This is a genomic window from Vibrio nomapromontoriensis (genome assembly GCF_050337205.1).
Lineage (GTDB): Bacteria > Pseudomonadota > Gammaproteobacteria > Enterobacterales > Vibrionaceae > Vibrio > Vibrio nomapromontoriensis.
On record NZ_JAKJSS010000021.1, the window covers coordinates 54,807 to 80,213 of the forward strand.

At 44.1% G+C, this 25,407-nt stretch carries 22 protein-coding genes and 1 riboswitch; of the genes, 12 read left to right on the plus strand and 10 right to left on the minus strand.

Translation table 11 applies throughout. The annotated features are described in order from the left end of the window. Positions 1-130: 130 nt before the first annotated feature. The 3 genes from L4D05_RS22220 to L4D05_RS22230 all read right to left on the minus strand — a co-directional run bounded on the left by L4D05_RS22220 (position 131) and on the right by L4D05_RS22230 (position 2,372). Complete coding sequence (locus tag L4D05_RS22220) at positions 131-868, minus strand: amino acid ABC transporter ATP-binding protein (RefSeq protein WP_428795310.1); 738 nt, start codon at positions 866-868, stop codon at positions 131-133. After that, on the minus strand, positions 865-1,536 hold the full coding sequence (locus L4D05_RS22225) for an amino acid ABC transporter permease (RefSeq protein WP_250619306.1): 672 nt from the start codon (positions 1,534-1,536) through the stop codon (positions 865-867). Before L4D05_RS22225 ends, L4D05_RS22220 begins: the two co-directional genes overlap by 4 nt. 71 nt (positions 1,537-1,607) lie before the next feature. Then, positions 1,608-2,372, minus strand: a complete 765-nt coding sequence (locus L4D05_RS22230; RefSeq protein ID WP_428754706.1) for an amino acid ABC transporter substrate-binding protein — start codon at positions 2,370-2,372, stop codon at positions 1,608-1,610. 380 nt (positions 2,373-2,752) lie between these two features. On the opposite strand from L4D05_RS22230, the gene dnaA reads away from it, so the two are divergent. The 5 genes from dnaA to L4D05_RS22255 all read left to right on the plus strand — a co-directional run bounded on the left by dnaA (position 2,753) and on the right by L4D05_RS22255 (position 9,731). Further along, entirely contained in the window at positions 2,753-4,159 is a 1,407-nt protein-coding gene (dnaA, locus tag L4D05_RS22235; protein WP_250619308.1) for a chromosomal replication initiator protein DnaA, read from the plus strand. A gap of 86 nt (positions 4,160-4,245) precedes the next feature. After that, positions 4,246-5,346, plus strand: a complete 1,101-nt coding sequence (dnaN, locus tag L4D05_RS22240; RefSeq protein WP_428754707.1) for a DNA polymerase III subunit beta — start codon at positions 4,246-4,248, stop codon at positions 5,344-5,346. A 15-nt stretch (positions 5,347-5,361) separates the two neighbouring features. After that, entirely contained in the window at positions 5,362-6,444 is a 1,083-nt protein-coding gene (gene recF, locus L4D05_RS22245; protein ID WP_428754708.1) for a DNA replication/repair protein RecF, read from the plus strand. A gap of 12 nt (positions 6,445-6,456) precedes the next feature. Then, positions 6,457-8,874, plus strand: coding sequence for a DNA topoisomerase (ATP-hydrolyzing) subunit B (gyrB, locus tag L4D05_RS22250; RefSeq protein ID WP_428754709.1), 2,418 nt, complete (start codon positions 6,457-6,459; stop codon positions 8,872-8,874). A 419-nt stretch (positions 8,875-9,293) separates the two neighbouring features. Further along, the gene (locus L4D05_RS22255) at positions 9,294-9,731 is read left to right on the plus strand and encodes an Hsp20 family protein (RefSeq protein WP_428754719.1); all 438 of its coding nucleotides are present in this window, start codon (positions 9,294-9,296) and stop codon (positions 9,729-9,731) included. 56 nt (positions 9,732-9,787) lie between these two features. Here L4D05_RS22255 and L4D05_RS22260 read toward each other — a convergent pair whose 3' ends face one another. From L4D05_RS22260 to glyQ, 3 genes are all read right to left on the minus strand, one after another. After that, positions 9,788-11,038 (minus strand): valine--pyruvate transaminase, encoded by a 1,251-nt coding sequence (locus L4D05_RS22260; RefSeq protein WP_428795311.1) that lies wholly within the window; start codon positions 11,036-11,038, stop codon positions 9,788-9,790. A gap of 209 nt (positions 11,039-11,247) precedes the next feature. Then, a complete protein-coding gene (gene glyS / locus L4D05_RS22265; protein ID WP_428754711.1) occupies positions 11,248-13,314 on the minus strand; it encodes a glycine--tRNA ligase subunit beta in 2,067 nt (688 codons plus the stop codon). Between the two features lie 2 nt (positions 13,315-13,316). After that, positions 13,317-14,231 (minus strand): glycine--tRNA ligase subunit alpha, encoded by a 915-nt coding sequence (gene glyQ, locus L4D05_RS22270; RefSeq protein WP_017632669.1) that lies wholly within the window; start codon positions 14,229-14,231, stop codon positions 13,317-13,319. 213 nt (positions 14,232-14,444) lie between these two features. Beyond that, a riboswitch (yybP-ykoY riboswitch) is annotated at positions 14,445-14,557 on the plus strand. Between the two features lie 91 nt (positions 14,558-14,648). Here glyQ and L4D05_RS22275 point away from each other — a divergent pair. Together L4D05_RS22275 and L4D05_RS22280 are read left to right on the plus strand one after the other, a co-directional pair. Continuing rightward, complete coding sequence (locus L4D05_RS22275; protein ID WP_428754720.1) at positions 14,649-15,203, plus strand: TMEM165/GDT1 family protein; 555 nt, start codon at positions 14,649-14,651, stop codon at positions 15,201-15,203. A gap of 140 nt (positions 15,204-15,343) precedes the next feature. Continuing rightward, positions 15,344-15,604: a hypothetical protein gene (locus L4D05_RS22280; protein ID WP_428754712.1), complete on the plus strand. Its 261-nt coding sequence runs from the start codon at positions 15,344-15,346 to the stop codon at positions 15,602-15,604. A 54-nt stretch (positions 15,605-15,658) separates the two neighbouring features. Here L4D05_RS22280 and tusA read toward each other — a convergent pair whose 3' ends face one another. After that, a complete protein-coding gene (gene tusA / locus L4D05_RS22285; protein WP_428754713.1) occupies positions 15,659-15,904 on the minus strand; it encodes a sulfurtransferase TusA in 246 nt (81 codons plus the stop codon). A 134-nt stretch (positions 15,905-16,038) separates the two neighbouring features. On the opposite strand from tusA, the gene L4D05_RS22290 reads away from it, so the two are divergent. Both L4D05_RS22290 and L4D05_RS22295 read left to right on the plus strand, forming a co-directional pair. Next, entirely contained in the window at positions 16,039-16,224 is a 186-nt protein-coding gene (locus L4D05_RS22290) for a hypothetical protein (protein ID WP_428754714.1), read from the plus strand. A gap of 168 nt (positions 16,225-16,392) precedes the next feature. After that, complete coding sequence (locus tag L4D05_RS22295) at positions 16,393-17,334, plus strand: LysR family transcriptional regulator (RefSeq protein WP_428754715.1); 942 nt, start codon at positions 16,393-16,395, stop codon at positions 17,332-17,334. Positions 17,335-17,452: 118 nt separating this feature from the next. Here the strand turns inward: L4D05_RS22295 and acuI are convergent, their stop codons facing one another. The 3 genes from acuI to fadB form a co-directional block, all read right to left on the minus strand. Further along, a complete protein-coding gene (gene acuI, locus L4D05_RS22300) occupies positions 17,453-18,433 on the minus strand; it encodes an acrylyl-CoA reductase (NADPH) (RefSeq protein ID WP_428754716.1) in 981 nt (326 codons plus the stop codon). 155 nt (positions 18,434-18,588) lie between these two features. Next, positions 18,589-19,752: an acetyl-CoA C-acyltransferase FadA gene (gene fadA / locus L4D05_RS22305; RefSeq protein WP_428795312.1), complete on the minus strand. Its 1,164-nt coding sequence runs from the start codon at positions 19,750-19,752 to the stop codon at positions 18,589-18,591. Between the two features lie 27 nt (positions 19,753-19,779). Beyond that, the gene (gene fadB / locus L4D05_RS22310) at positions 19,780-21,948 is read right to left on the minus strand and encodes a fatty acid oxidation complex subunit alpha FadB (protein ID WP_428795313.1); all 2,169 of its coding nucleotides are present in this window, start codon (positions 21,946-21,948) and stop codon (positions 19,780-19,782) included. A 214-nt stretch (positions 21,949-22,162) separates the two neighbouring features. Between fadB and L4D05_RS22315 the strand changes: the two genes are divergently transcribed. From L4D05_RS22315 to hemG, 3 genes are read left to right on the plus strand one after another with little or no spacing between them, the layout of a single operon-like run. After that, positions 22,163-22,786, plus strand: coding sequence for a YigZ family protein (locus L4D05_RS22315; protein WP_428795314.1), 624 nt, complete (start codon positions 22,163-22,165; stop codon positions 22,784-22,786). Between the two features lie 34 nt (positions 22,787-22,820). Further along, positions 22,821-24,278, plus strand: coding sequence for a TrkH family potassium uptake protein (locus L4D05_RS22320; protein ID WP_265677708.1), 1,458 nt, complete (start codon positions 22,821-22,823; stop codon positions 24,276-24,278). A gap of 9 nt (positions 24,279-24,287) precedes the next feature. Beyond that, complete coding sequence (gene hemG / locus L4D05_RS22325) at positions 24,288-24,815, plus strand: menaquinone-dependent protoporphyrinogen IX dehydrogenase (RefSeq protein ID WP_428795315.1); 528 nt, start codon at positions 24,288-24,290, stop codon at positions 24,813-24,815. Positions 24,816-25,407 lie beyond the last annotated feature (592 nt).

Consider the following 25,407-nt stretch of genomic DNA (forward strand, 5'->3'; position numbering starts at 1 on the left):
AAGAGGAAATCCGACGCCTCTCAACAAAGAGGCGGAATTGTAATCACTGTGGCTCAAAGAGTCAATAATCAGTTCAATTTCAATTCCGGTCGGCGGATTATACGTTTTGTGAGCCAGAGCGCAAGGATCCTTATTCGATCCCGACCTGATTTAGGAACTTTTTTAACTGTATATCCTGTGGATCGTTAAAAATTTGCTCTGGTGGACCTTGTTCCACGATATGACCATTGGCCATAAAGATCACTTTATCAGCGACTTCGCGGGCAAATTGCATTTCGTGAGTAACCACTAACATGGTTTGATGTTGAGTGGCTAATTTTTTCATTAAATTTAATACTTCACCGACCCATTCAGGATCAAGAGCAGAAGTTGGCTCATCAAATAACAGCAATTCAGGTTGCAGTGCCATGGCGCGTCCAATCCCAACTCGTTGTTGTTGACCACCAGAAAGTGACGCAGGGTACTGCTGCGCTTTGTCCCCTAAGCCGATATCATCAAGAATTTGTTGAGCTCGGGCGAGTGCTTGCGGTTTTTTCCAACCTTTTACGGTAATCAAACCTTCTGCAATATTTTGTTTTGCCGTCATATGGGCAAATAAGGCGTAGTTTTGGAATACAAAGCCTGTTTTTCTGCGCAGTGCCAATACTTCTGCTTTGGTGTGATTTTGACAATCAACGGTCACATCATCAATAGAGATTGTGCCTTGGTTGGATTCTTCAAGGAAGTTAACACAACGAAGTAGTGTGGACTTACCGGTGCCACTGGAACCAATGACCACCACGATCTCGCCCTGTTTTATGTCGATATCGATGCCTTTTAACACCTCGGTATCGCCAAAGCGTTTATGAATATTATTTAATTTAATCATCGTTGGTACGCCTTGTTCAATCTTTGTTCCGCCCACACTTGGACACGAGTGAGTACTAACACTACCCCCCAGTAGATAAGAGCGACCGCTAAGAAAGCTTCGAAAAATCGAAAGCTTGAAGAGGCTTCCATTTGAGCTTTGGCCATGATTTCGGCAACACCAAGCGTAAAGGCAAGTGATGTCGATTTGATCATATCAATGAAGTAATTCATTAATGATGGCAGTGCGACTCGTGTCGCTTGCGGTAAAATAATACGGCGCATGGCCTGACTTTTGGTCATGCCGACAGACAGACTGGCTTCCATTTGACTGCGATCAATACCAATAATGGCGGCTCGAATACTTTCTGCCATATAGGCGGCGAAGTGCAAGGTAAGGCCTATAACCGCAGCACTAAAAGCATTGAGTCCTACCATCCACGGAAAAACCTGCGGTAAACCGTAGTAGAGCAGAAAGAGCTGGACTAGCAGCGGCGTGCCACGGAAGAAACTAATATACAGTTGACTAAGTTGGTCCAATACCGGGATTTTAAATACACGGATATTGGCTAATATCACTGACAGTATCAGTGAGAAAAACAAGCCCCATATTGCCATCTCCATTGTGGTACCAAGGTACTTAAATAGTATTGGCAATAGGTCGAGCATGTATTGAAAATCAAATCCCATAACGCATCCAAAACTTAAAAAAATAAACGCCCACTACCGATAAGAGTAGTGGGCGCGTACATAGTGTTCACTTACTTTTTAGTGATATCAGCACCAAACCACTTTTCAGAGATACTGGCCAAAGTGCCGTCTGCACGCATTGCTGCTAGTGCAGTGTTAACCTCTTGCTGTAATTTTTGGCCTTTGTCGTTATTAACAAATGGCCATGCATTTTCAATGGTTTCAAACGGTTCGCCTGCTAACTGTAGTGGAAGGCCTGTCTTTTTAATCAGTTCAAGAGCAGATAAGCGATCCATGACGAATGCATCTGAGCGACCCAGTGCGACATCATGTTCAATACCAGTGTCGTAAGTTTTGATATTGATTTTTCCGTCTTTATCGTAGTGACGCAGCAACTGTTCAAAGTTTGAACCTAAGTTAACGGCGACATTTTTACCGGCAAGATCATCAATACCTTGAATGCTGTCATTGCCTTTACGTACGGTAATTTGCGCGCCATCGATGACATAAGGGTCAGCGAAGAGATATTTCGCTTTACGCTCGTCAGTAATGGTTATTTGATTCGAAATAGTATCAATTCTTCCCGTTTCAAGTAACCCAAATAGGCCTGAAAAGCTGGCCGTTACATATTCGACATTATAGTCATTACGTCGGCCAATTTCGTCCCATAAATCGACTTCAAAACCTTGTAATTTGTCTTGTTTTACAAACGTAAATGGGAAGTAGCGACCAGACATACCCACTTTCACGTCTTGTGCGACTGCAGCATATGCTGCTTGAGATACGGTTGCAGAAAGTGCTAAGGCTGTTAATGCGCCTTTAATCCAGTTTTTCATTTTACTACTCCTTATGTTTATAGGGAGGAATGTTACTGGCAAAGTTGTCGATAAGTTAAATAACTAGTTGTTATTAACCATAACAAACTCGCGGTTGAATGATGAAGCTTTCACCATATTTTGAACCGTTGTCATCATTTGGTGACAGATTAACCACTGATCTATGCACACGTTAGATCAATTGTGAGTAGATCGCCATTTTGTGCATGACTGTGTGAGTAAAATAAGGGAAAATTGTGTGGATCCAAGTGAAATGGCCATGAAAATTGTGAATAACTTAGATCTTATTCACCGTAAGCTCGATCATTTGCTGGCGATCTTGGTTATCAACAGGTAAAATTAGCAGTCTTTCCCCAATTCAATAATAGAGTGAGCGCAACGTGTCATCTTCGCTTTGGTTGCAATGCATGCAACAACTACAAGAAGAGCTACCAGCTACCGAATTCAGCATGTGGGTAAGACCATTGCAGGCTGAGCTTAATGACAATACCCTAACTCTATTTGCGCCGAATCGCTTTGTACTCGATTGGGTTCGAGATCGTTATCTCAATAGCATTAATCGCTTACTGCAAGAATATTGTGGTAACGATGTCCCAAGCCTGCGTCTTGAAGTGGGTAGCCGACGAGTATCGGCACCGCCCCCACCTAAACCCGTGAAGAGCGCGGCCGATGTCGCAGCAGAATCTTCAGCACCAGCAAGATTACAAGCAAGACAGCCAGTGCATAAGACGTGGGACAATGAAGTGGAAGTCGCGGACATTAATCACCGTTCCAACGTTAATATTAAGCATAAGTTCAATAACTTCGTGGAAGGTAAGTCGAACCAATTAGGTTTAGCGGCTGCTCGCCAAGTGGCGGATAATCCCGGAGCGGCCTACAACCCGTTATTCTTATATGGCGGTACAGGCTTGGGTAAAACGCACCTATTGCATGCCGTTGGTAACGCTATTATCGATAATAAGCCCAATGCGAAAGTGATTTACATGCACTCTGAACGCTTTGTGCAAGATATGGTGAAAGCGCTACAAAACAACGCGATTGAAGAGTTTAAGCGTTATTACCGTAGTGTTGATGCGCTGCTTATCGATGATATTCAGTTCTTTGCTAACAAAGAACGCTCTCAAGAAGAGTTCTTTCACACCTTTAATGCTTTGCTTGAAGGTAACCAGCAGATCATTTTGACCTCTGATCGCTATCCAAAAGAAATTAATGGTGTTGAAGATCGCCTTAAATCTCGTTTTGGTTGGGGGCTAACGGTTGCCATTGAGCCTCCAGAGCTGGAAACTCGTGTCGCGATTTTAATGAAAAAGGCAGAAGATCATCAAATTCATCTCGCTGATGAAGTAGCCTTCTTTATTGCTAAGCGTCTTCGTTCAAATGTGCGTGAGCTGGAAGGGGCACTTAACCGTGTCATCGCGAACGCGAATTTTACCGGCCGTCCTATCACCATTGATTTTGTTCGTGAAGCGTTACGTGACTTGCTGGCTTTACAAGAAAAATTAGTGACCATCGATAATATTCAAAAAACGGTCGCAGAATATTACAAAATCAAAGTCGCGGATTTGCTTTCTAAGCGTCGTTCTCGCTCAGTAGCGCGTCCTCGTCAGCTGGCGATGGCGCTTGCGAAAGAACTAACTAACCATAGCTTGCCTGAAATTGGTGATGCGTTTGGTGGTCGCGACCATACCACTGTGCTTCATGCATGTCGTAAAATTGCTCAGCTCAGAGAAGAAAGTCATGATATTAAGGAAGACTACTCTAACTTAATTCGCACGCTTTCTTCCTAATAGTGTCAGAATCACTATAATTAGCATCAATCTATTGTATTTCGAATCTAAGTGGCATGGATTGCCATCTTTGCGAAGAGTTATCTATGAAATTTACTATCGAGCGTAATCACCTTCTTAAGCCGCTACAGCAAGTCTCTGGCGCTTTGGGTGGTAGACCAACTTTGCCTATTTTGGGTAACTTACTGTTAAAAGTATCCGATGGTGTGCTTTCAATCACTGCGACTGATCTCGAAGTCGAGTTAATCAGTAAAGTAACGCTAGAAAGTGATTTTGAAGCGGGCAGTGTGACCGTGCCTTCGCGAAAATTCCTCGATATCTGTCGCGGTCTGCCTGATGATGCAATGATCACCATTGTGCTGGAAGGTGATCGTGTTCAGTTACGCTCTGGTCGTAGTCGTTTTTCATTAACGACACTACCGGCGAGTGATTTTCCTAATATTGAAGATTGGCAACAAGAGGTCGCTGTAACGGTGACTCAGGCTGAAATGAAATCTTTGATAGAGAAAACACAGTTCTCAATGGCGAACCAAGATGTTCGTTATTACCTTAACGGTATGCTATTTGAGCTTGATGATAATACCTTACGCTCTGTAGCAACAGATGGTCACCGCATGGCGGTTGCTACAGTTGCATTGGAAGGTAGCTTTGAGAATCAACAAATTATAGTGCCTCGAAAAGGGGTACAAGAGCTGTCTAAATTATTAGATGCACCAGAGCAACCAGTGACATTACAAATTGGCAGCTCTAACATCCGTGCAGAAGTGAACAACTTTATCTTCACGTCTAAGTTGGTGGATGGTCGCTTCCCTGATTACCGTCGAGTATTACCGCAAAATACCGATAAAACGCTAGAAGCAGATTGTGGTGAACTACGTCAGGCCTTCTCTCGTGCTGCGATTTTGTCGAATGAAAAATTCCGTGGTGTTCGAGTGAACCTGGATGGCAGTGAAATGCGAATTACAGCGAATAACCCAGAGCAAGAAGAAGCGGAAGAAATGCTAGACGTGAACTTTGAAGGTGATGCGCTAGAAATTGGTTTCAATGTTTCTTATGTTTTGGACGTATTGAACAGTTTACGTTGTAATCAGGTACGCATTTCGATGTCTAATGCGAACGCCAGTGCGCTTATTGAAAATAGTGAAGATGAAAGCGCCATGTATGTGGTGATGCCAATCCGTCTCTAATATGAGCATCGCTTTATGCCGCTTTCGCGTCTAATCGTACAGCAGTTTCGTAATATTAAAGCCTGTGATATTGAACTATCCACAGGCTTTAACTTTATTATTGGCCCTAATGGAAGTGGCAAAACAAGCTTGCTTGAAGCCATTTATTTGCTAGGTCATGGCCGCTCATTTAAAAGTACTTTGACGGGACGAGTGATTCAGAATGATTGCCAAGAACTGTTTGTTCATGGTCGTTTTTTGAACTCGGATCAATTTGAGGTACCTATTGGCATTAATAAGCAGCGTGATGGGTCAACAGAGGTTAAAATAGGCGGTCAATCTGGGCAAAAACTTGCTCAGCTTGCTAAGGTGTTACCCTTGCAGTTAATTCATCCTGAGGGCTTTGAATTATTGACCGATGGGCCTAAATTTAGACGTGCATTTATCGACTGGGGTGTGTTTCACTCTGAACCTGGCTTTCATGAAGCATGGGGTCGTTTTAAGCGTCTGAATAAGCAGCGCAATGCGTTACTTAAATCTGCCACCAGCTATCGAGAGATGCGGTTTTGGGATAAGGACCTTGCGTTATTGGCCACTCAAATAGACGATTGGCGTCGTCGCTACGTTGAACAAATGCAGCCATTAGCTGAAACGATGTGTCAGTCCTTTTTGCCAGAATTGGACATTAAGCTCGGCTATTATCGTGGTTGGGAGAAGGGCACACCTTACAGTGAGTTGTTAGAGCGAAGTTTTGAGCGAGACCAAGCATTGGGGTATACCTTTAGTGGACCCAATAAGGCCGATTTACGGATCAAAGTGAATAATACCCCCGTTGAGGATGTGTTATCACGAGGCCAATTGAAATTAATGATGTGTGCGTTGCGCTTAGCGCAAGGTCAACATCTAGCAGAATTAACAGGAAAGCAGTGCATCTATTTAATTGATGACTTTGCTTCAGAATTAGATAGCCTCCGTCGTAAACGCTTAGCGGATTACTTAAAAGAGACGAAGGCTCAAGTTTTTGTAAGTTCTATTACCCAAAGTCAAGTTGCCGATATGGTTGACGAAAATGGCAAGATGTTTCATGTGGAACATGGCACAATAGAACCAGGTAAATAGTGAGAGAAACTCATGTCAGAAAATTACGATTCATCGAGTATTAAAGTACTAAAGGGTCTGGATGCGGTACGTAAGCGTCCAGGAATGTACATCGGCGACACGGACGATGGAACCGGTCTGCACCACATGGTTTTTGAGGTGGTTGACAACTCAATTGATGAAGCGTTGGCTGGTCACTGTAATGACATCATTGTGACTATTCATGAGGACAGCTCTGTTTCGGTTCGCGATGATGGCCGTGGTATCCCAACGGAACTGCATCCAGAAGAGCAAGTCTCTGCTGCCGAAGTTATCATGACGGTACTTCACGCCGGTGGTAAATTTGATGATAACTCATACAAAGTATCTGGTGGCTTGCACGGCGTTGGTGTTTCAGTAGTAAACGCACTATCTAAGCAAGTGACGTTGACTATCCATCGTGGCGGAAAAATTCATACTCAAACTTACCATCACGGTGAGCCGCAAGCGCCGCTAGCTGTGGTAGGTGATACCGATAAAACGGGTACTGAGATTCGTTTCTGGCCAAGTGAAGAGACGTTTACGAATATCGAATTCCACTATGATATTTTGGCGAAGCGTCTTCGAGAGCTCTCTTTCTTGAACTCTGGTGTTTCTATCAAGCTTATTGATAAACGCGAAGAAGACAAAATGGATCACTTCATGTTTGAAGGTGGTATCCAAGCGTTTGTTGAACACCTAAACACCAATAAAACGCCTATCATTCAAAAAATCTTCCACTTCGATTTTGAACGTGAAGATGGCATTACCGTCGAAGTTGCAATGCAATGGAATGATGGTTACCAAGAGAATATCTACTGTTTCACTAACAACATTCCTCAACGTGATGGTGGCACCCACTTAGCGGGTTTCCGTTCAGCACTAACACGTACGCTTAATACCTTTATGGACAAAGAGGGCTTTTCTAAGAAAGCCAAAACATCGACATCTGGTGACGATGCTCGTGAAGGTTTAACGGCGATTGTTTCTGTGAAAGTACCCGATCCTAAATTCTCAAGCCAAACGAAAGATAAACTGGTTTCTTCAGAAGTGAAGTCAGCGGTTGAATCGGCAATGAACGAAAAGTTGTCTGAATTCCTGGCGGAAAACCCAGGTGAAGCAAAGATTGTCTGTTCAAAAATTATTGATGCAGCACGTGCTCGTGATGCCGCGCGTAAAGCTCGTGAAATGACTCGTCGTAAAGGCGCGTTAGATTTAGCAGGTTTACCAGGTAAACTTGCCGATTGCCAAGAAAAAGACCCTGCATTGTCTGAACTATACATTGTGGAAGGGGACTCTGCTGGCGGATCAGCCAAGCAGGGGCGTAACCGTAAGAACCAAGCAATTTTGCCACTGAAAGGTAAAATTCTAAACGTTGAGAAAGCGCGCTTTGACAAGATGTTGTCTTCTCAAGAAGTCGCGACGCTGATTACAGCATTGGGCTGTGGTATTGGTCGCGATGAATATAACCCAGACAAACTGCGTTATCACAACATCATCATCATGACCGATGCCGACGTGGATGGATCGCATATCCGTACACTACTTTTGACGTTCTTCTATCGTCAAATGCCAGAGCTTATTGAGCGCGGCTACATCTATATTGCACAACCGCCACTTTACAAAGTGAAGAAAGGCAAACAAGAGCAATACATCAAAGATGAAGACGCCATGAACCAGTATCAGGTGGCGTTGGCTTTGGATAATGCCGCGCTGCATGTTAACCCTGAAGCACCAGCTTTTGCCGGTGAAGGGCTAGAGAAATTAGTGCAGCAGTACAATGCCGGCATTAAACTGGTTGATCGTATGAGTCGTCGTTACCCGCGTGCGTTGGTACACGAATTGATTTACGTACCTCGCCTAACTGCAGAGCAATGTCATGATGATGCTGCGGTTGAAGCGTGGGGTAAACAGCTTGTTGAGCAACTGAATGCTAAAGAAGCAGGCGCGAGCCAGTACAGCTTAGAAGTTGAAAAACATGAAGAGCTGGGTCTGAGTGTACCTAAGGTTGTGGTTCGTACTCACGGTGTGACTTACGAGCATGTCTTGAGTGTTGATCTCATTAACTCGAAGGAATTTAGCAAGCTAGCGGATCTATCAGAAGCGCTAGAAGGCTTAATTGAAGAGGGCGCTTACATTAAGCGTGGTGAGCGTACTCAGCCTGTTTCTAGCTTTGTTGAAGCATTAGAGTGGTTGGTGAAAGAGTCTCGTCGTGGTCTTAGCCTACAACGATACAAAGGTCTGGGTGAGATGAACCCTGATCAACTTTGGGAAACTACCATGGATCCTGAAACTCGCCGCATGATGCAAGTGACGATTGAAGATGCCGTTGGCGCTGATCTTCTGTTTACCACATTAATGGGTGATCAAGTTGAACCGCGTCGTAACTTCATTGAAGAGAATGCTCTGAAAGTAGCAAACTTGGATGTGTAGTGGGTTTATATTGTAAGTGATAGAGAAAACGCTGCCTTTGGGTGGCGTTTTTTGTTTCTGGTAAGTGGGTTCTTAGTGGCTAGGTATTTCTATTGTTTACTCACGGTTTGTTTTCTTTAGCGGGGTCGCCTTTTTCGAGGGAGCTGCTTTTTCAAAATGCAGGGTGGATATTTTTTGAATATTGGCTTGAATCTGATTTCTATCGCCCCTATATCTATTATTGAAGAGGATGCCAAATTATTGGGCCTTTGATACCGCTGGCGTAACATCGCTCATGAGAGGATGACCTGCGCCGCCCACAACTTGATATAGCCAATTATCATGCATGCCGATGTACACCATTTCGGACATGATATTTGGATAACTTAGTCACTCTATTGATGCTGGCTAAGGCTATTGCTTAATGAAAGGATAGTATGATGAGAACTGTAGATTTTGCCCCCCTATACCGTAACGCCATTGGTTTTGACCGTCTGTTTAACTTGATGGAAGCCAACACATCGAAGAACTCTTCTGGTGGTTACCCACCGTATAACATTGAACAGCAAGACGAAAATAAATACCGCATTACGATGGCAGTGGCGGGTTTTGCTGACGAACATTTAGATATTACTCAAAAAGAGAATATGTTGATTGTACGTGGAGAGCGCCAGGCAGAAGAAAGTAAAAATTATATCTACCAAGGTATTGCTGAGCGAGACTTTGAGCGTAAATTCCAATTGGCGGATTACGTGAAAGTGATAGGCGCAACCATGGAAAATGGCTTGCTGCACGTGGATTTGGAAAGAGAGATCCCTGAAGCGATGCAGCCACGTAAGATCGCGATTAATGGTAAAAGCTTGCCAGACAATAGTTAGTTTCTTTAGGTATAAAAAAGAGCGCTTATAGCGCTCTTTTCGATCCAGCTTAGACATCAGTTATTTTGGTAAGCTTTACTAATTTCTTCGGCAATAATGTTGATGCCTTTTTGCATCGCTTCATCTGGTTGAACGTAGTTCATACGTAAGCATTGATGGGCGTGATCCCAATTGTCTTCTTGTCCAATAAAGAAATACTCACCCGGGACAATAAGCACCCCTCGAGCTTTTAAGCGTTGGTATAATTCCATTGTTGTAATTGGCAATTCATCAAACCATAGCCATAAGAAGATTGCCCCTTCTGGCTTATGGACTCGAAAACGAGGATCCGGAATGGCTTGTTGAAGTAGCTCTACTGCGCGTTGCGACTTTTGTTGGTAATAGGGCTTGATGACGTTTTCGCTTAATGGCAATAAATCGCCATTTTCAATCATATGGTGAGCTAAAGCCGGTCCCATACCACTTGGCGCAAGGCTAATAATGCCATTCATATTGGTCAATGCTTGGGTGATTTCTTCACTCGCAATCACGATGCCACAGCGAAGCCCTGGTAGCCCTAATTTTGATAAGCTCATGCACAAGATGGTGTTGTCATTCCAAAATGGGGTGACATCCTCAAAGATGATATTTGGAAAAGGTGTACCGTAAGCGTTATCAATAATCAGCGGAATGCCGTTGTCTCTAGCCAGTTTATCTAGCTTGCGAATCTCATCGTCAGTAAGAACGTTGCCGGTTGGGTTCGTTGGCCTTGAGGCACAGATTGCTGCGACAGAGTCATCGACTTTTAAACGGTCAAAATCGACGTGATATTTGAATTGGCGCTGTTCAAGCATTTCTATTTCTGGGCGATATGAGACAAAAATATCGTCTTCAAGACCAGCGTCACCATAGCCTATATATTCTGGTGCTAGCGGTAGTAGGATTTTCTTTTTACGCCCGTCTTGATACTGACCCGCAAAAAGGTTGAAGAGGTAGAAAAATCCGCTTTGGCTGCCATTAGTCAGACTGATGTTTTTTTCTGAAATATCCCAACCGTACGTTTCTTTTAGTAAGTTCGCTAAGGACTTTACGAAGGCATCTTTGCCTTGTGGACCATCATAGTTTGACATCGCTGCAACGAGTTCGCCGCTGGCGAGCATTGAGGCACTGGCTTGATGAAAATACTCGAGCATGGCGGGAATAGCAGCAGGGTTGCCTCCACCGAGCATGATGGCGCCAGGAGTGCGCAGTCCATCATTTAGATCATCCATTAACTGGGTGATTCCTGAGTAACGATTAAATTTTTCACCAAACTTAGAAAATTGCATTGTTGTCCCTAGTTCATTACGTTCACTTGTATGAGTTACCTTTATCGACCTTGCTGGTGGCAAGGGAGTCTTTTGAACATACCGTAATGATAATGTGAGGCAAAGCACTATTTATCGAAATGGGAGAATTAGATCTAATTGAAGTGGTGAATTAGCGGGATGATAAAAAACCCGGTCATGAGACCGGGTTTTGTTTGAAACAAAGAGGATTATTTCTGAAGAAGCGAAATATCTGCGATTTTCAAGAACAAGTTACGTAGGTTGTTAAGCAACGTTAGACGGTTCTTTTTAAGCGCTTCGTCGTCTGCCATGACCATTACGTTATCAAAGAAGGCATCAACTGGCTCACGTAAGTTAGCTAGTTTGCTTAGTGCTTCTTGGTAGTTACCCGTCGCAAAAGCTGGCTCAAGTGCTTCTGTCATGACTTCAACTTCTTCCGCAAGTGCTTTTTCTGCGTCTTCTTGAAGGAGTGTTAAGTCAATCTCTTGAGCTAATTCGCCATCAAATTTAGCAAGAATGTTTCCAACACGTTTATTGGCTGCTGCTAGCGTTTCAGCGGCCTCCAATTCACGGAAGTGAGAAACGGCTTTAACACGTTGGTCAAAGTCTGCTGGTTTCGTTGGACGACGTGCGAGTACCGCTTGGATAATATCTACGCTGAAACCAGCATCTTGGTACCATGCGCGGAAACGACCAAGCATGAAGTCGATGACATCAGCTTCTACGTTTTCGTTGGTCAGTTTGTCGCCAAGTAACGCTTTCGCTTTACCGATCAGATCGGTTAGGTCTAGGTTGTAGCCGTTTTCTACAATGATACGCAGCACACCGAGTGATGCACGACGTAGAGCAAATGGATCAGAACCTTTCGGTGCTTGGCCAATACCGAAGATGCCAACGATAGTGTCTAGCTTGTCAGCCATTGCTACAGCAGAAGAAATGCCTGTGCTTGGAAGATCATCGCCCGCGAAACGAGGCATGTATTGTTCGTAAAGTGCTAGTGCTACTTGCTCGTCTTCACCGTCATGATTCGCGTAGTGCATGCCCATTACACCTTGAGTATCGGTAAATTCGAATACCATTGATGTCATTAGGTCACATTTAGCCAGTAGGCCAGCACGTTTAGATTTTTCAACGTCAGCATCGATTTGCTCAGCAATGTAACCAGCAAGTTCTGTGATGCGGTCTGTTTTGTCTTTGATAGTGCCTAGTTGCTTCTGGAAGATAGCTTGGTCTAGCTCAGGAAGACGATCGATTAATGGACGCTTACGGTCTGTGTTGAAGAAGAACTCAGCATCAGCAAGACGTGGACGAACCACTTTTTCGTTACCTTCGATAACGTAACGAGGCTCTTTAGACTCGATGTTAGATACGAAGATAAAGTTCGGAAGTAGCTTCTTGTTGTCATCGTAAACAGGGAAGTATTTTTGGTCACCTTTCATGGTGTAAACCAACGCTTCAGAAGGCACTTTTAGGAACTCTTCTTCGAACTTCGCTGTCAGTACGACTGGCCATTCAACCAGAGACGTTACCTCTTCAACAAGGTCATCTTCTAGGTCAGCTTTACCGCCAACCGCTGCTGCTGCTTTTTGAGAGTCAGCAAGGATGATCGCTTTACGCGCTTCGTAATCCGCCATGACTTTACCGCGTTCTTCTAGAATCGCAGGGTATTGGTCAGCAGAGTCGATGGTAAACTCTTGTTCGCCCATGAAACGGTGGCCACGGATAGTACGCGCAGATGCTACGCCCAGTATTTCGCCTTCAACAAGCTCATCACCGAGTAGTACTGTCAGTGTTTTCACTGGACGGATAAATTGAATGTCTGAGTTACCCCAGCGCATTGCTTTAGGAATGGGTAGGCCTGCTAGTGCTTTCGCTGCAATGTCCATTACCAATTCTTGAACTGGTTTACCTGCGACTTCTTGTTTGAAAAGAAGCCATTCACCTTTGTCTGTTTTTAGACGGTCAGCTTGTTCAACGGTAATACCGTTACCACGAGCCCAGCCTTGCGCTGCTTTTGTTGCGTTGCCTTCAGCATCGAATGCGACAGAAATAGCCGGACCACGTTTCTCAACGATTTTGTCTGCTTGGCCTTCAGCCAGTGCCGTCACTTTAAGAGCTAGACGGCGAGGTGCTGCGTACCACTTGATACCTTCGTGAGAAAGCTCAGCAGTTTTAAGACCTGCTTCAAAGTTAGCAGCAAATGCTTCTGCTAGAGAACGAAGTGCTGTTGGTGGAAGCTCTTCCGTACCCAGTTCAATTAGAAAATTCTTCGCCATGATTATTTGTCCTTCTTACACATTGGGAAGCCAAGCGCTTCACGTGACGCGTAGTACGCCTCGGCAACTGATTTAGTCAGGTTGCGGATACGAAGGATGTATCGTTGACGCTCTGTTACAGAGATAGCTTTGCGCGCATCAAGAATGTTGAATGCGTGACCTGCTTTTAGAATGCGCTCGTAAGCTGGGAGCGGCAGTGGCTTCTCAAGCTCAAGTAGCTCTTTACACTCTTTCTCGCATTGGTCGAAGAAAGTGAATAGGAAATCTACATCTGCGTGCTCGAAGTTGTAGGTGGATTGCTCAACTTCGTTTTGGTGGAAGATGTCACCGTAAGTCACGTTAGAACCGTCTGGTGCTACGTTCCATACTAGGTCGTAAACAGAATCTACTTCCTGGATGTACATTGCTAGACGCTCGATACCGTAAGTGATCTCGCCGGTTACTGGCTTACACTCAAGGCCGCCAACTTGTTGGAAGTAAGTAAACTGAGTTACTTCCATGCCGTTTAGCCATACTTCCCAACCAAGGCCCCATGCACCTAATGTAGGGTTTTCCCAGTTGTCTTCTACGAAACGAATATCGTGAACCAGCGGATCGACACCAAGTACTTCAAGAGAGCCTAAGTACAGTTCCTGAATATTGTCAGGAGATGGTTTTAGAGCTACTTGGAATTGATAGTAGTGCTGCAGACGGTTCGGGTTTTCACCATAGCGGCCATCGGTCGGACGACGTGAAGGTTGAACGTATGCCGTAGACATTGGCTCTGGGCCAAGTGCACGTAGACATGTCATTGGGTGAGAGGTGCCAGCACCTACTTCCATATCTAGCGGTTGAACAATCGTACAACCATTTTGAGCCCAATAATCCTGCAGCGCGAGGATCATTCCCTGGAAGGTTTTGATATCGTATTTTTGCATAGTTTGTTCGCGCAATTCTCTAAATGAAAGTTCTGTCTAAAAACGGATAAAAATAACGCTCAAGTATACCGAGTTATTCCCAATGGGAGTAGGGGCAAAGGTGGTTAATTAATCATCAGACAGGTAAAAAAACGGACTTTTTCCTATTTACTTAATGATCGCCGCAGCCTAGGGACAGAGATTATTGAATTTTATGAGTTGAATGTTTAGAATGCGCCCATCTTTGGGGAGTAGCTTATCAAAGTCTGTCACACAGCTTTGATTCATACGTCAACATAATTGGTGCACATTCACCATGGTGTATGAGACGAACAGCGAATTCGTTTAGCAAGACCTTAGATAAGCATCGTGAACCGGGGTGGGGCGCGAGGTTTATCTATGGTTAATAATTATAATCCCTGCCCCTTAGAGCATGTCGTGAGTGTCTTAGCATTATCTATTACTACAGTGGCTTTAGCCGAAATCGGTGACAAGACCCAGTTATTATCCTTGTTACTGGCCAGCCGGTATCGAAAACCAATTCCTATTATCACCGCTATTTTTTTAGCAACGATCGCTAATCATGCTTTGGCTGCATGGCTAGGGGTTGTGGTGGCCGACTATTTATCACCTGAAGTATTAAAGTGGGTGTTAGTTGTGAGCTTTCTCTTGATGGCGGGTTGGGTTCTCATTCCGGACAAATTAGATGACGAAGAAGGGGTATCTAGCCGAGGCCCTTTTGTTGCGAGTTTTATTGCTTTTTTTATTGCCGAGATTGGTGACAAAACGCAAATCGCGACGTCAATTTTGGGGGCGCAGTATGCAGATGCATTGCTTTTGGTCATTATCGGTACAACGATTGGCATGTTATTAGCGAACGTCCCAGTAGTATTGATTGGTCAGTTTTCAGCTGATCGATTGCCCTTAAATTGGATACGTAAAGTAACCGCATTGTTGTTTGTTGGGTTGGCATGTGGTGCGGCATTTTTTTAGTGAATAGTATCAATAAAATGGTGTTGATACATTTTGTTTGCGAAGCGCTTTTCACTACTGAAAACCGTGATGACTGACATATTAGTGTCATGCTTGTCATGGTAATTTAACAGTGTGGATCCTAAGCGAGAGGGCAACATATGCTGACACGTTACACAGGAATGACCGCTAAAAATCAAAGCGCTTTATTTACCGTTGGTCTGGTGTTGACATTATTAGGCATGGTATTGACTGATATGTGGCTACCGATGGTCGTGGGTGCGATTATCATGACGGCATTAGCCGTTGAATCTTGGATTCGGGTGCAGCACTTGATACCTATGCATAGTGATATTCGAGCCATGCAAAAGCAGATTAAAGCGCTTCAGTCTGAGATCAGAACGCTGGAATATGATGAATAATTAAAGGCTGCCTCTGGCAGCCTTTTTACATTTTGTCCCTTTGTATTAATACTACTACGCGCCCTTCTTTATGAGATAGAGATACGGCAGAGACTCCGTTTGCTCACCTAGCAATTGATGATCCATAAAGCGACAAAAACTTGGAATATCACGAGTTGTTGACGGGTCATCGGCACTGACAAGCAGCACGTCACCATCATCCATTTTTCTAATTGTCTTCCTGACCATCATCACCGGCTCTGGGCAGCGCAAGCCTTCTGCTTCTAATGTGTGCGTGGCTAGCTGGGTATTGATTGTCATTATATGGCTCTTTCTCGTCTAAAATCTGATTGAATTCTACTTACGACGAAAAAATATGCAATAACTCTTGGCAAATGGTTTTTTTTGTTTTAACTTAATTTAACAAGTTGGTAACAAAGCGCTAAGGAGTAGCCGTGTTGACCATTTTAGATAGATTAACGATTTATGCTTTACTCTGTTTTATTTCTTTTTGTGCCTTGGTGTTAAAGACGTCAGGAGAGCCTACGTTGATGCCGCTTATCGGGTTGAGCGTTTCTATAGTGGCGATGTGGATTGAAATGAGACAATGGCAAGACGTAGCTGAAGAGAATAATAATTAACATTATTGCTACATCGTTGTTCGATATTTATTAATGACAAACGAATTCCGACACTATCCCCAATTTCTTGGGCTTCCCCGCTGAAAGGCGGGATTTTTTTGCCTAAAATTTGATAAACCCGTAATGAGCAGGTGTAGACTATAGGGAGACCTAGTTAGGAGCTCATCAATGGAACTCGAAGATATTTATCGCCGTGATTTGAATTTGTTAGTCGCATTAAAAGTGCTGGTAGAAGAGGGGAGTGTCAGTCAGGCGGCTATTCGACTAAATTTGAGTCAGTCCGCAACCAGCCGAGTACTAGGTCGTTTACGTGAGCTACTTGATGACCCTTTATTTACTCGCCAAGGGCAGCGTATTATCCCAACAAGCAAGGCGCTAGAGATCTGCAAACAAATTGACCAGCCGTTAGAGTCGTTTCGACAATTGCTGACGCCGAGTGAGTTTGATCCCTATTACTGTAATGAGCGCTTTTTGATTGCGACAACGGATTATGCGATGCAGACGATCTTACCGTATGCGCTGCCAAAGATTTACGAGCTTGCTCCTAATATTTCATTAGAGTTTGCACCATTACAGCACGAGAATCTATTTAAGCAGTTGAGCACAGATAAAGTGGATATGGCTATTTGCCGCCCTGCAGGGTTAGTTTCCCCCTTACACCAAGACGTGCTAGGGCCTGTGGGCGTATCATGTTTAGTATCTAAACAGCATCCTCTTGCTGATAGACCACTTTCTTTGGAAGATTATGTGCATGCACCTCATGCCATGATTGCGATTAGTGATGGCGTCAAAGCGCTGTTGGATGCCGCACTGATTAATCAAAAACCTCGAAAAATGGTGCTTCGTGCATATCATTTGGAGGCGGCATTAGCGATAGTTGATCGTATGCCACTCATTATTACGGTACCTGCTGATTTAGCTTACTTGGTTGCAGAGCGTTATGATCTTGTGATTAAGCCCCTTCCTTTTGCTTTTACACCATTTGATTATTCGTTGATTTGGCATTCGCGCTGTCATACGTCGGAATCTCAACAATGGTTGAGAACCATCGTGAAGGAAGAGTGCGGCAAACTAATTACCAAACGTATTGATGATGTTGGTTTGGCTTAAGTTATGGACATCAGGTCGTCAATGAGCGCAAGGTTTTGACGGCGTTTTATGTGTGTCTAGTAATATAAAACTCGCTATGTGATAGCGAGCTTTATATTTTCTCGTCGAGTGGAGTCGCTTAAAGCTTGATGATTACGCGGCCAGTAATGGCACCATTGGTAATATCTTCAGCCGCTTGAATGGCATGCTCTAAATCGACGGTTTTGCTTGCTTGTGCATAATAGGTTTCAGGGAGTAGTTCAGATAGTTGCTCCCAAGCTTTAATGCGTTTTTCTCGTGGGCACATAACAGAATCAATACCCTGTAGGCGAACATTACGTAGAATAAACGGCATTACAGTTGTTGGTAGGTCAAAACCGCCAGCCAAACCACATGCGGCAACAACACCGTTGTAGTTCATTTGAGCAAGTACTTTAGCGAGCATGCTGCTACCAACAGTATCTACAGCGGCAGCCCAAACTTGGCGCTCTAGAGGCTTCGCTGGATCTTCTAATTCACTACGCTCAACAATGCGCGAAGCACCAAGCGAAGTGAGTAACGCACCATTTTGACTGGCGCGACCTGTTACTGCTGCGACTTTGTAGCCCAGTTGACTTAATAGTGTAATAGCTACGCTACCAACACCGCCGCTTGAACCTGTCACTAATACTTCGCCATCTTCTGGTTTGATGCCCGCATCTACGATAGCTTGAACACAAAGCATCGCGGTGAAACCTGCCGTGCCAATTGCCATGACTTTATGAGCGTCTAGGCCTTCCGGCATTGGGACTAACCAGTCACCATTAAGACTCGCTTTTTCTGCCATGCCACCCCAGTGACCTTCACCTACGCCCCAACCAGTAAGGACAACTTCGTCGCCTTCTTTGTAACGAGGGTCATCTGATTGTGAGACCACACCAGATAAGTCGATACCAGGAACCATAGGGAAGTTACGAACAATGCGCCCTTTACCGGTAATCGCCAATCCATCTTTGTAGTTCAGTGATGAATATTTTACATCTATTTTTACGTTACCTTCAGGAAGTTGAGATTCATCAATCTGTGATACAGAAGCGATGGTTTTTTTGTCTTCTTGATTTAGTACAAGTGCTTTGAACATAGTGTGCTCCAAGTGGATTGGTCTTTTAAACTGATATTGAGTCTAGGTGAGAATTATGAAAAAAAATAATGAAACTTGAACATTCAGTTTATGCATTTTATGCATGTTGAAATATAAAAAGGCCCCATAAAGGGGCCTTTTTCGAGTGGTAATGTTTACGGTCGTTCAAAGATAGTCGCGATACCTTGTCCTAAACCAATGCACATGGTGGCTAGACCGTATTTTGCGTTTTTGTCTTCCATGATATTGATTAGTGTGGTCGAGATACGAGAACCAGAGCAACCGAGTGGGTGTCCTAGTGCAATAGCACCACCGTTTAGGTTTACTTTGTCATCGACAACATCCAGCAGACCTAAATCTTTCGCGCAAGGGAGAGATTGAGCCGCAAATGCCTCATTGAGTTCAACAATATCAATATCTTCCATATGGAGACCGGCGCGCTTTAGTGCTTTTTGTGTCGCAGGAACTGGGCCATATCCCATTATGGAAGGATCACAGCCTGCAATCGCCATTGAACGTATCTTGGCGCGAACTTTAACACCAAGTTCTTTGGCTTTATCCTCACTCATTATCAGCATAATAGATGCGCCGTCTGATAACGCGGAAGATGTGCCAGCTGTGACGGTGCCATTGGCTGGGTCGAAGACAGGGCGTAGCTTAGATAGACCGTCTACGTTGGTTTCTGGCCTAATGACTTCATCAAAATCTAGGGTAAATAAAGAGCCATCTTCAGCGTGCGCTTCTATTGGTAGAATTTCATTTTTAAAGCGTCCTTCTACGGTTGCTGCTTGAGCGCGTTGGTGGCTTCGAGCGGCAAATTCATCTTGCTGTTCGCGGCTGATACCATGCAGCTTACCTAGCATTTCAGCAGTCAGTCCCATCATGCCAGCTGCTTTAGCGACATTTTTTGAGAGCTGTGGGTGAAAATCAACCCCGTGATTCATAGGAACATGCCCCATGTGTTCTACGCCACCGATTAGGCAGATGTCGGCATCTCCCACCATAATCGAGCGAGTAGCATCATGCAGAGCCTGCATAGATGAACCACATAACCGGTTTACTGTAACGGCACCGATTTCAATCGGTAGACCAGCTAACAACGCAGCGTTACGAGCCACGTTGAAGCCTTGTTCAAGGGTCTGTTGTACACATCCCCAGTAAATATCTTCTATTTCATGTGGATTGACGGCAGGGTTGCGAGCAAGAATCCCTTTCATCAAATGAGCTGAGAGATCTTCAGCTCTTGTATGTCTAAATGCACCACCCTTGGAACGCCCCATGGGTGTGCGAAGACAATCAACAACGACTACATTTTTCATTTTGATAATTCCTCTTCCAGTTGGTGGCTACAGTGAGCTTGCTTGCTGCTGACTATAAAATGACCTGCCAGAGGCTGCCATATCAATCAGGGTAGATGGTACTTGGTACATCGCACCGAGCGACTCATATTGTTTTGCCATCTCAACATAGTTAGCAATGCCAATGGTATCTAGGTAACGGAACACACCACCGCGGAAAGGAGGGAACCCTAAACCATACACAAGCGCCATATCGGCTTCTTGCGGTGAAGCAATAATGTTTTGCTCTAGACACAGCACCACTTCATTGATCATTGGAATCATCATGCGTTGAATGATGGTGTCATCATCAAAAGATTGGCTTGGTTGAGACACCGCTTCAAGAAGGCTAGCGACATCTGGACTTGGTGTTTTTTTCGGGCGACCACGTTTGTCTGTGGTGTAGGTGTAAAAGCCAGACCCATTTTTTTGCCCAAAGCGCTGTTGTTCAAAGAGTGCGTCTATCGAATCTCGACTCTCTTTTGCCATGCGTTCAGGGAAGCCTTCGGCCATTACAGCTTGAGCATGGTGAGCGGTATCGATGCCAACGACATCAAGCAAATAGGCAGGCCCCATTGGCCAGCCAAATTTACGCTCCATCACTTTATCTATTTGGATAAAGTCAGCGCCGTCTTGGACGAGTTGACTAAAGCCGCCAAAGTAAGGGAACAGTACTCGGTTGACGAAGAATCCAGGACAGTCGTTGACGACAATCGGAGATTTACCCATTTTCGCAGCATAAGCGACAACACGGTTGATGGTTTCCTCTGAGGTCTGTTTACCACGAATAATTTCGACTAAAGGCATTCGATGCACGGGGTTAAAAAAGTGCATGCCACAGAAGTTTTCTGGACGTGATAAGGACTTAGCTAACACATCAATCGGGATGGTAGAGGTGTTTGAAGCAATGACGGTGTTGTCGGAAACCAATTTTTCAACTTCAGTTAATACCGCGGCTTTAATATTTGGATTCTCAACGACCGCTTCAACGATAATGTCGGATTGCTCAATGCCGGCATAGTGTAGGCTTGGTGTAATAGAAGAAAGAATACCAGCCATTTTAAATCCATCAAGACGCCCACGCTTTAGACGTTTATTGAGTAATTTAGAAGCCTCTTCCATACCAAGGTTTAGGGAAGCTTGGGCGATGTCTTTCATTATAACAGGCACGCCTTTTAAGGCAGATTGGTATGCAATTCCGCCCCCCATAATACCAGCGCCCAGCACGGCGGCTCGTTGCGTTTCTTTACCTGACTTCGCGGCTTTTTTAGCAAGCCCTTTGATGTATTGATCGTTGAGGAAAATACCGACAAGGGCATTTGATACATCGGAACCTGCAAGCTTAACAAAGTAGTCGGCTTCAATTTGCAGTGCTTCATCTCGATGACAGCGCGCCGCTTTTTCTATGGTTTTTACTGCTGTGATCGGTGCAGGGTAATGTGGGCCTGCCTTTTGTGCCACAAGTCCTTTCGCCATAGTAAAGCTCATCATAGATTCGAGCTTACTTAACGTCAGAGGTGAGAGTTTTTGTTGGCGACGAGTTTTCCAATCAATTTTTTCATTGATGGCAAGTTCAATGGTGTTAATTGCTGAGTCGTGTAATGAATCTGTCTCAACAATGGCATCTAGCAAGCCAAGCTTTAATGCTTCAGGCGCTCGACATGCTTTGCCTTGGGTGATGATTTCCATGGCACTGTCGGCACCAATGACTCTTGGTAGTCGGACGGTACCGCCAAAGCCCGGCATAATTCCAAGTTTCGTTTCTGGTAAGCCAATGCTGGTGGTCTTGTCACCAATGCGAAAATCGGCAGCAAGTACACATTCACAACCGCCACCTAATGCATGCCCCTTTAGTGCCGCAAGAGTTGGTACGGGTAAATCTTCAAGCTTGTTAAAGATATTGTTCGCAAACTGTAGCCACTCTGTAAGCTCTGCTTTCGGTTTCGCGAACAGACCTAAAAATTCGGTGATATCAGCGCCAACGATGAAGGCGTTCTTGTCAGTGGTTAGGATTAAGCCTTTTAAACCGTCCCATTGCGCCACCGAATCTAGGGCTTTATCAAGCGATTCTAGCGTAGCGAGATCCAGTTTATTGACTGAATTTGATGCACTGAAGCACAGCTCAGCAATGCCGTTGCGTACTTCCTTTACCTGTAGGGTGTCAGATTGGTAAATCATTGTCGTTCTCCGTGACAGACAATCCATGATTGAGTGAAGCGGTTATTATTATGGATCTGGTTAGACCAGTGTTTTTAGTGTGAACGTGTATTGAATAAATTTCAATACATTTTTTAAACAACTGTTTAACATTATGAGCAGTGTCCGTTCTTGGAGTCAATCTAATCCTTGCGTGATAGAATACCCCTTTTAGGCGACACGGCTTTAAAAACCAATGAACTCAAGCGCATACCTAATTCCAGAGCAGTCGGTTATTTTTGAAGAAGAGATAAAGAAAAGTGTCTTTATTACTCAAATTAGCCACACTCCAAGTATTGACGAAGCAAAAGCGTTTGTTAGTCAGGTGAAGATTCAGCACAGTGGTGCTCGCCACAATTGCTGGGGCTTTGTCGCAGGTAGGCCTGAAAATTCGATGATGTGGGGCTTTAGTGATGACGGCGAACCATCTGGTACGGCGGGGAAGCCGATTCTGGCTCAACTTAGTGGTTCTGGTATTGGTGAGTTAACGGCAGTAGTGACACGTTACTCTGGTGGCATAAAGCTGGGTACTGGTGGTCTGGTAAGAGCTTATGGCGGCGGCGTTCAGCAAGCACTGAAGTTAATTCAAACAATAGAAAAAAAAATAACCACTCGTTTACGAGTAGAGTTAGACTATGGTTTTATGGCGATTGCTCAGTCTGAATTAAGTAAGTTTGGTGCATTAGAGATCGCTTCAGAGTACAGTGAAAAAGTCGTATTGATTGTTGAAGTTGAAGTGAATCAAGTTGATGCGCTCACACTTAGCATTATTAATAAGAGTGGAGCCAAGGCGATGGTCTCCTTATTTGAAAACAACTAGGAAGTAATAGAAGCTTTGCTTCATTCAATACACTATGCAATTTCGATCCATTATCCGCATTGTTGGGCTGTTATTAGCACTTTTTAGTGTCTCTATGCTAGCGCCTGCTCTCGTCGCATTAATTTACCGTGATGGCGCGGGCGTCCCATTTGTTACCACCTTTTTTGTCCTCCTTATATGCGGGGCGTTTTTTTGGTTACCGAATAGAAGACATAAGCATGAGCTAAAAGCGCGAGATGGCTTTCTTATTGTTGTTTTGTTTTGGACGGTAATTGGTAGCGCAGGGGCGTTACCTTTTCTTATATCAGACTATCCCAACGTATCGATAACCGATGCTTTCTTTGAATCATTCTCTGCATTAACGACAACAGGGGCGACCGTAATTGTTGGTCTCGATGAATTACCTAAGGCAATTTTGTTTTATCGTCAATTGCTGCAGTGGTTTGGTGGGATGGGAATCATCGTTCTTGCCGTCGCTATTTTGCCAGTATTGGGTATCGGGGGCATGCAGTTATATCGTGCTGAAATTCCAGGTCCAGTGAAAGATAGTAAGATGACCCCACGTATTGCTGAAACTGCAAAGGCGCTATGGTATATCTACTTAAGTTTGACCATTGCTTGTGCTGCTGCGTTTTGGGTGGCAGGGATGACGCCATTTGATGCTATTGCTCATAGTTTCTCAACTATCGCTATTGGTGGCTTTTCGACACATGATGCCAGTATGGGTTACTTTGATAGCCATGCTATTAATATGATCACTGTTGTATTTTTATTGATTTCTGCCTGTAACTACTCGCTGCATTTTGCTGCCTTTTCATCTGGTGGTGTTCATCCTAAGTATTACTGGAAGGACCCAGAGTTCCGCGCTTTCTTATTCATTCAGTTAGTACTTTTCTTGGTGTGTTTTTTAATTCTCCTTGAACACCATTCATATCAATCGTTCTATGACGCGTTTGATCAGGCTTTGTTCCAATCTGTTTCTATATCGACGACAGCAGGATTTACCACCACCGGTTTTTCAGAGTGGCCGCTCTTTTTACCAGTGTTACTGCTGTTCTCTTCTTTTATAGGTGGTTGTGCAGGTTCAACGGGAGGAGGTATGAAAGTTATTCGTATCTTGTTGCTAACATTGCAGGGCGCTCGTGAAATGAAACGCTTAGTACACCCGAGAGCGGTATACACCATTAAAGTTGGTGGAACCGCACTGTCGCAACGGGTTGTTGATGCGGTATGGGGTTTCTTTTCTGCTTACGCACTGGTGTTTGTTGTTTGTATGCTCGCTTTGATTGCTACAGGCATGGATGAATTAAGCGCTTTCTCTGCCGTTGCGGCGACGCTGAATAATTTAGGCCCTGGTCTAGGTGAGGTTGCGGTTCATTTTGGCGAAGTTAATGACAGTGCCAAATGGATATTGATCGTATCCATGCTCTTTGGTCGATTGGAAATATTCACACTACTTATTTTATTAACGCCTGCATTTTGGCGTAGCTAAGGAAGTCTTATGGCGAAGGTGCTTTATCTGTACTCGACAAGAGAAGGACAAACTCAAAAAATCATAGAACGTATTGCGACGCAATGCAGTGAAAGTGAGGCTGAATTTATCGATCTAAATACCGTAGGTGATATAGATCTGTCTAATTACGAGCGAGTACTGATTGGCGCCTCTATTCGTTACGGCCATTTAAACAAAAAGCTCTATCAGTTTATTGAGCGCCATTGCAAGCAATTAGACCAGAGTCAGGTTGCATTTTTTTGTGTCAATCTCACAGCTAGAAAAGAAGACCAAGGAAAGGATACGCCGGAAGGGAGTGCATACATCAAAACCTTCCTGAAAAAATCACCTTGGCAGCCTTCATTAATTGGTGTGTTTGCAGGTGCCCTCTATTACCCTCGATATAATGTCTTCGATCGGTTCATGATTAAGTTCATAATGAAGATGACTGGAGGAGAAACCGATACAACGAAAGAGGTTGAGTATACCAACTGGGATAAAGTGGCATTGTTTGCTGACAAATTTCATCAACTTTAGCCATTCAAGGTATACTTTTAAATCACTTTGTATTGTTTCTGACCGAACGAAAATAAAATAGAAAAAATACGAAAAAAAGGGTTGCCAACGAGACGCCGATCTCTATAATGCACCCTCGCTGACACGGGAACGGTTCAACAAAAACCAAGAACGAGTCAGAAGGTTATCAAGCTCAATGAGCTTGGCAAAATAAGTTTTAAAAAGTGTTTGACACTGAAGCTTATCTAGCTAAAATGGCCGTCCGTTTCGAGCAAGGCTCGAAACAAGCTCTTTAACAATATAGACCTATATCAATCTGTGTGGACACTTGTTGATGATAATCATTATGTTTACTTCTGCTTTGAGCGGAGATAAACCACTTCTTCGGAAGTAAAATGGTTTTCAATGAACACGTGACCTAAGGGTAGTAAGTTCGCTTACTGTCACACAGTCAAAATTCATTATCGTTCTGTTGGAACGATAATAGCTTTAAAATTACTTCTTACTTTTTAAGTAAGGGACAGTTTTGAAGTCAGTATTCATTGAGCCGACAAAATCTTAAATTGAAGAGTTTGATCATGGCTCAGATTGAACGCTGGCGGCAGGCCTAACA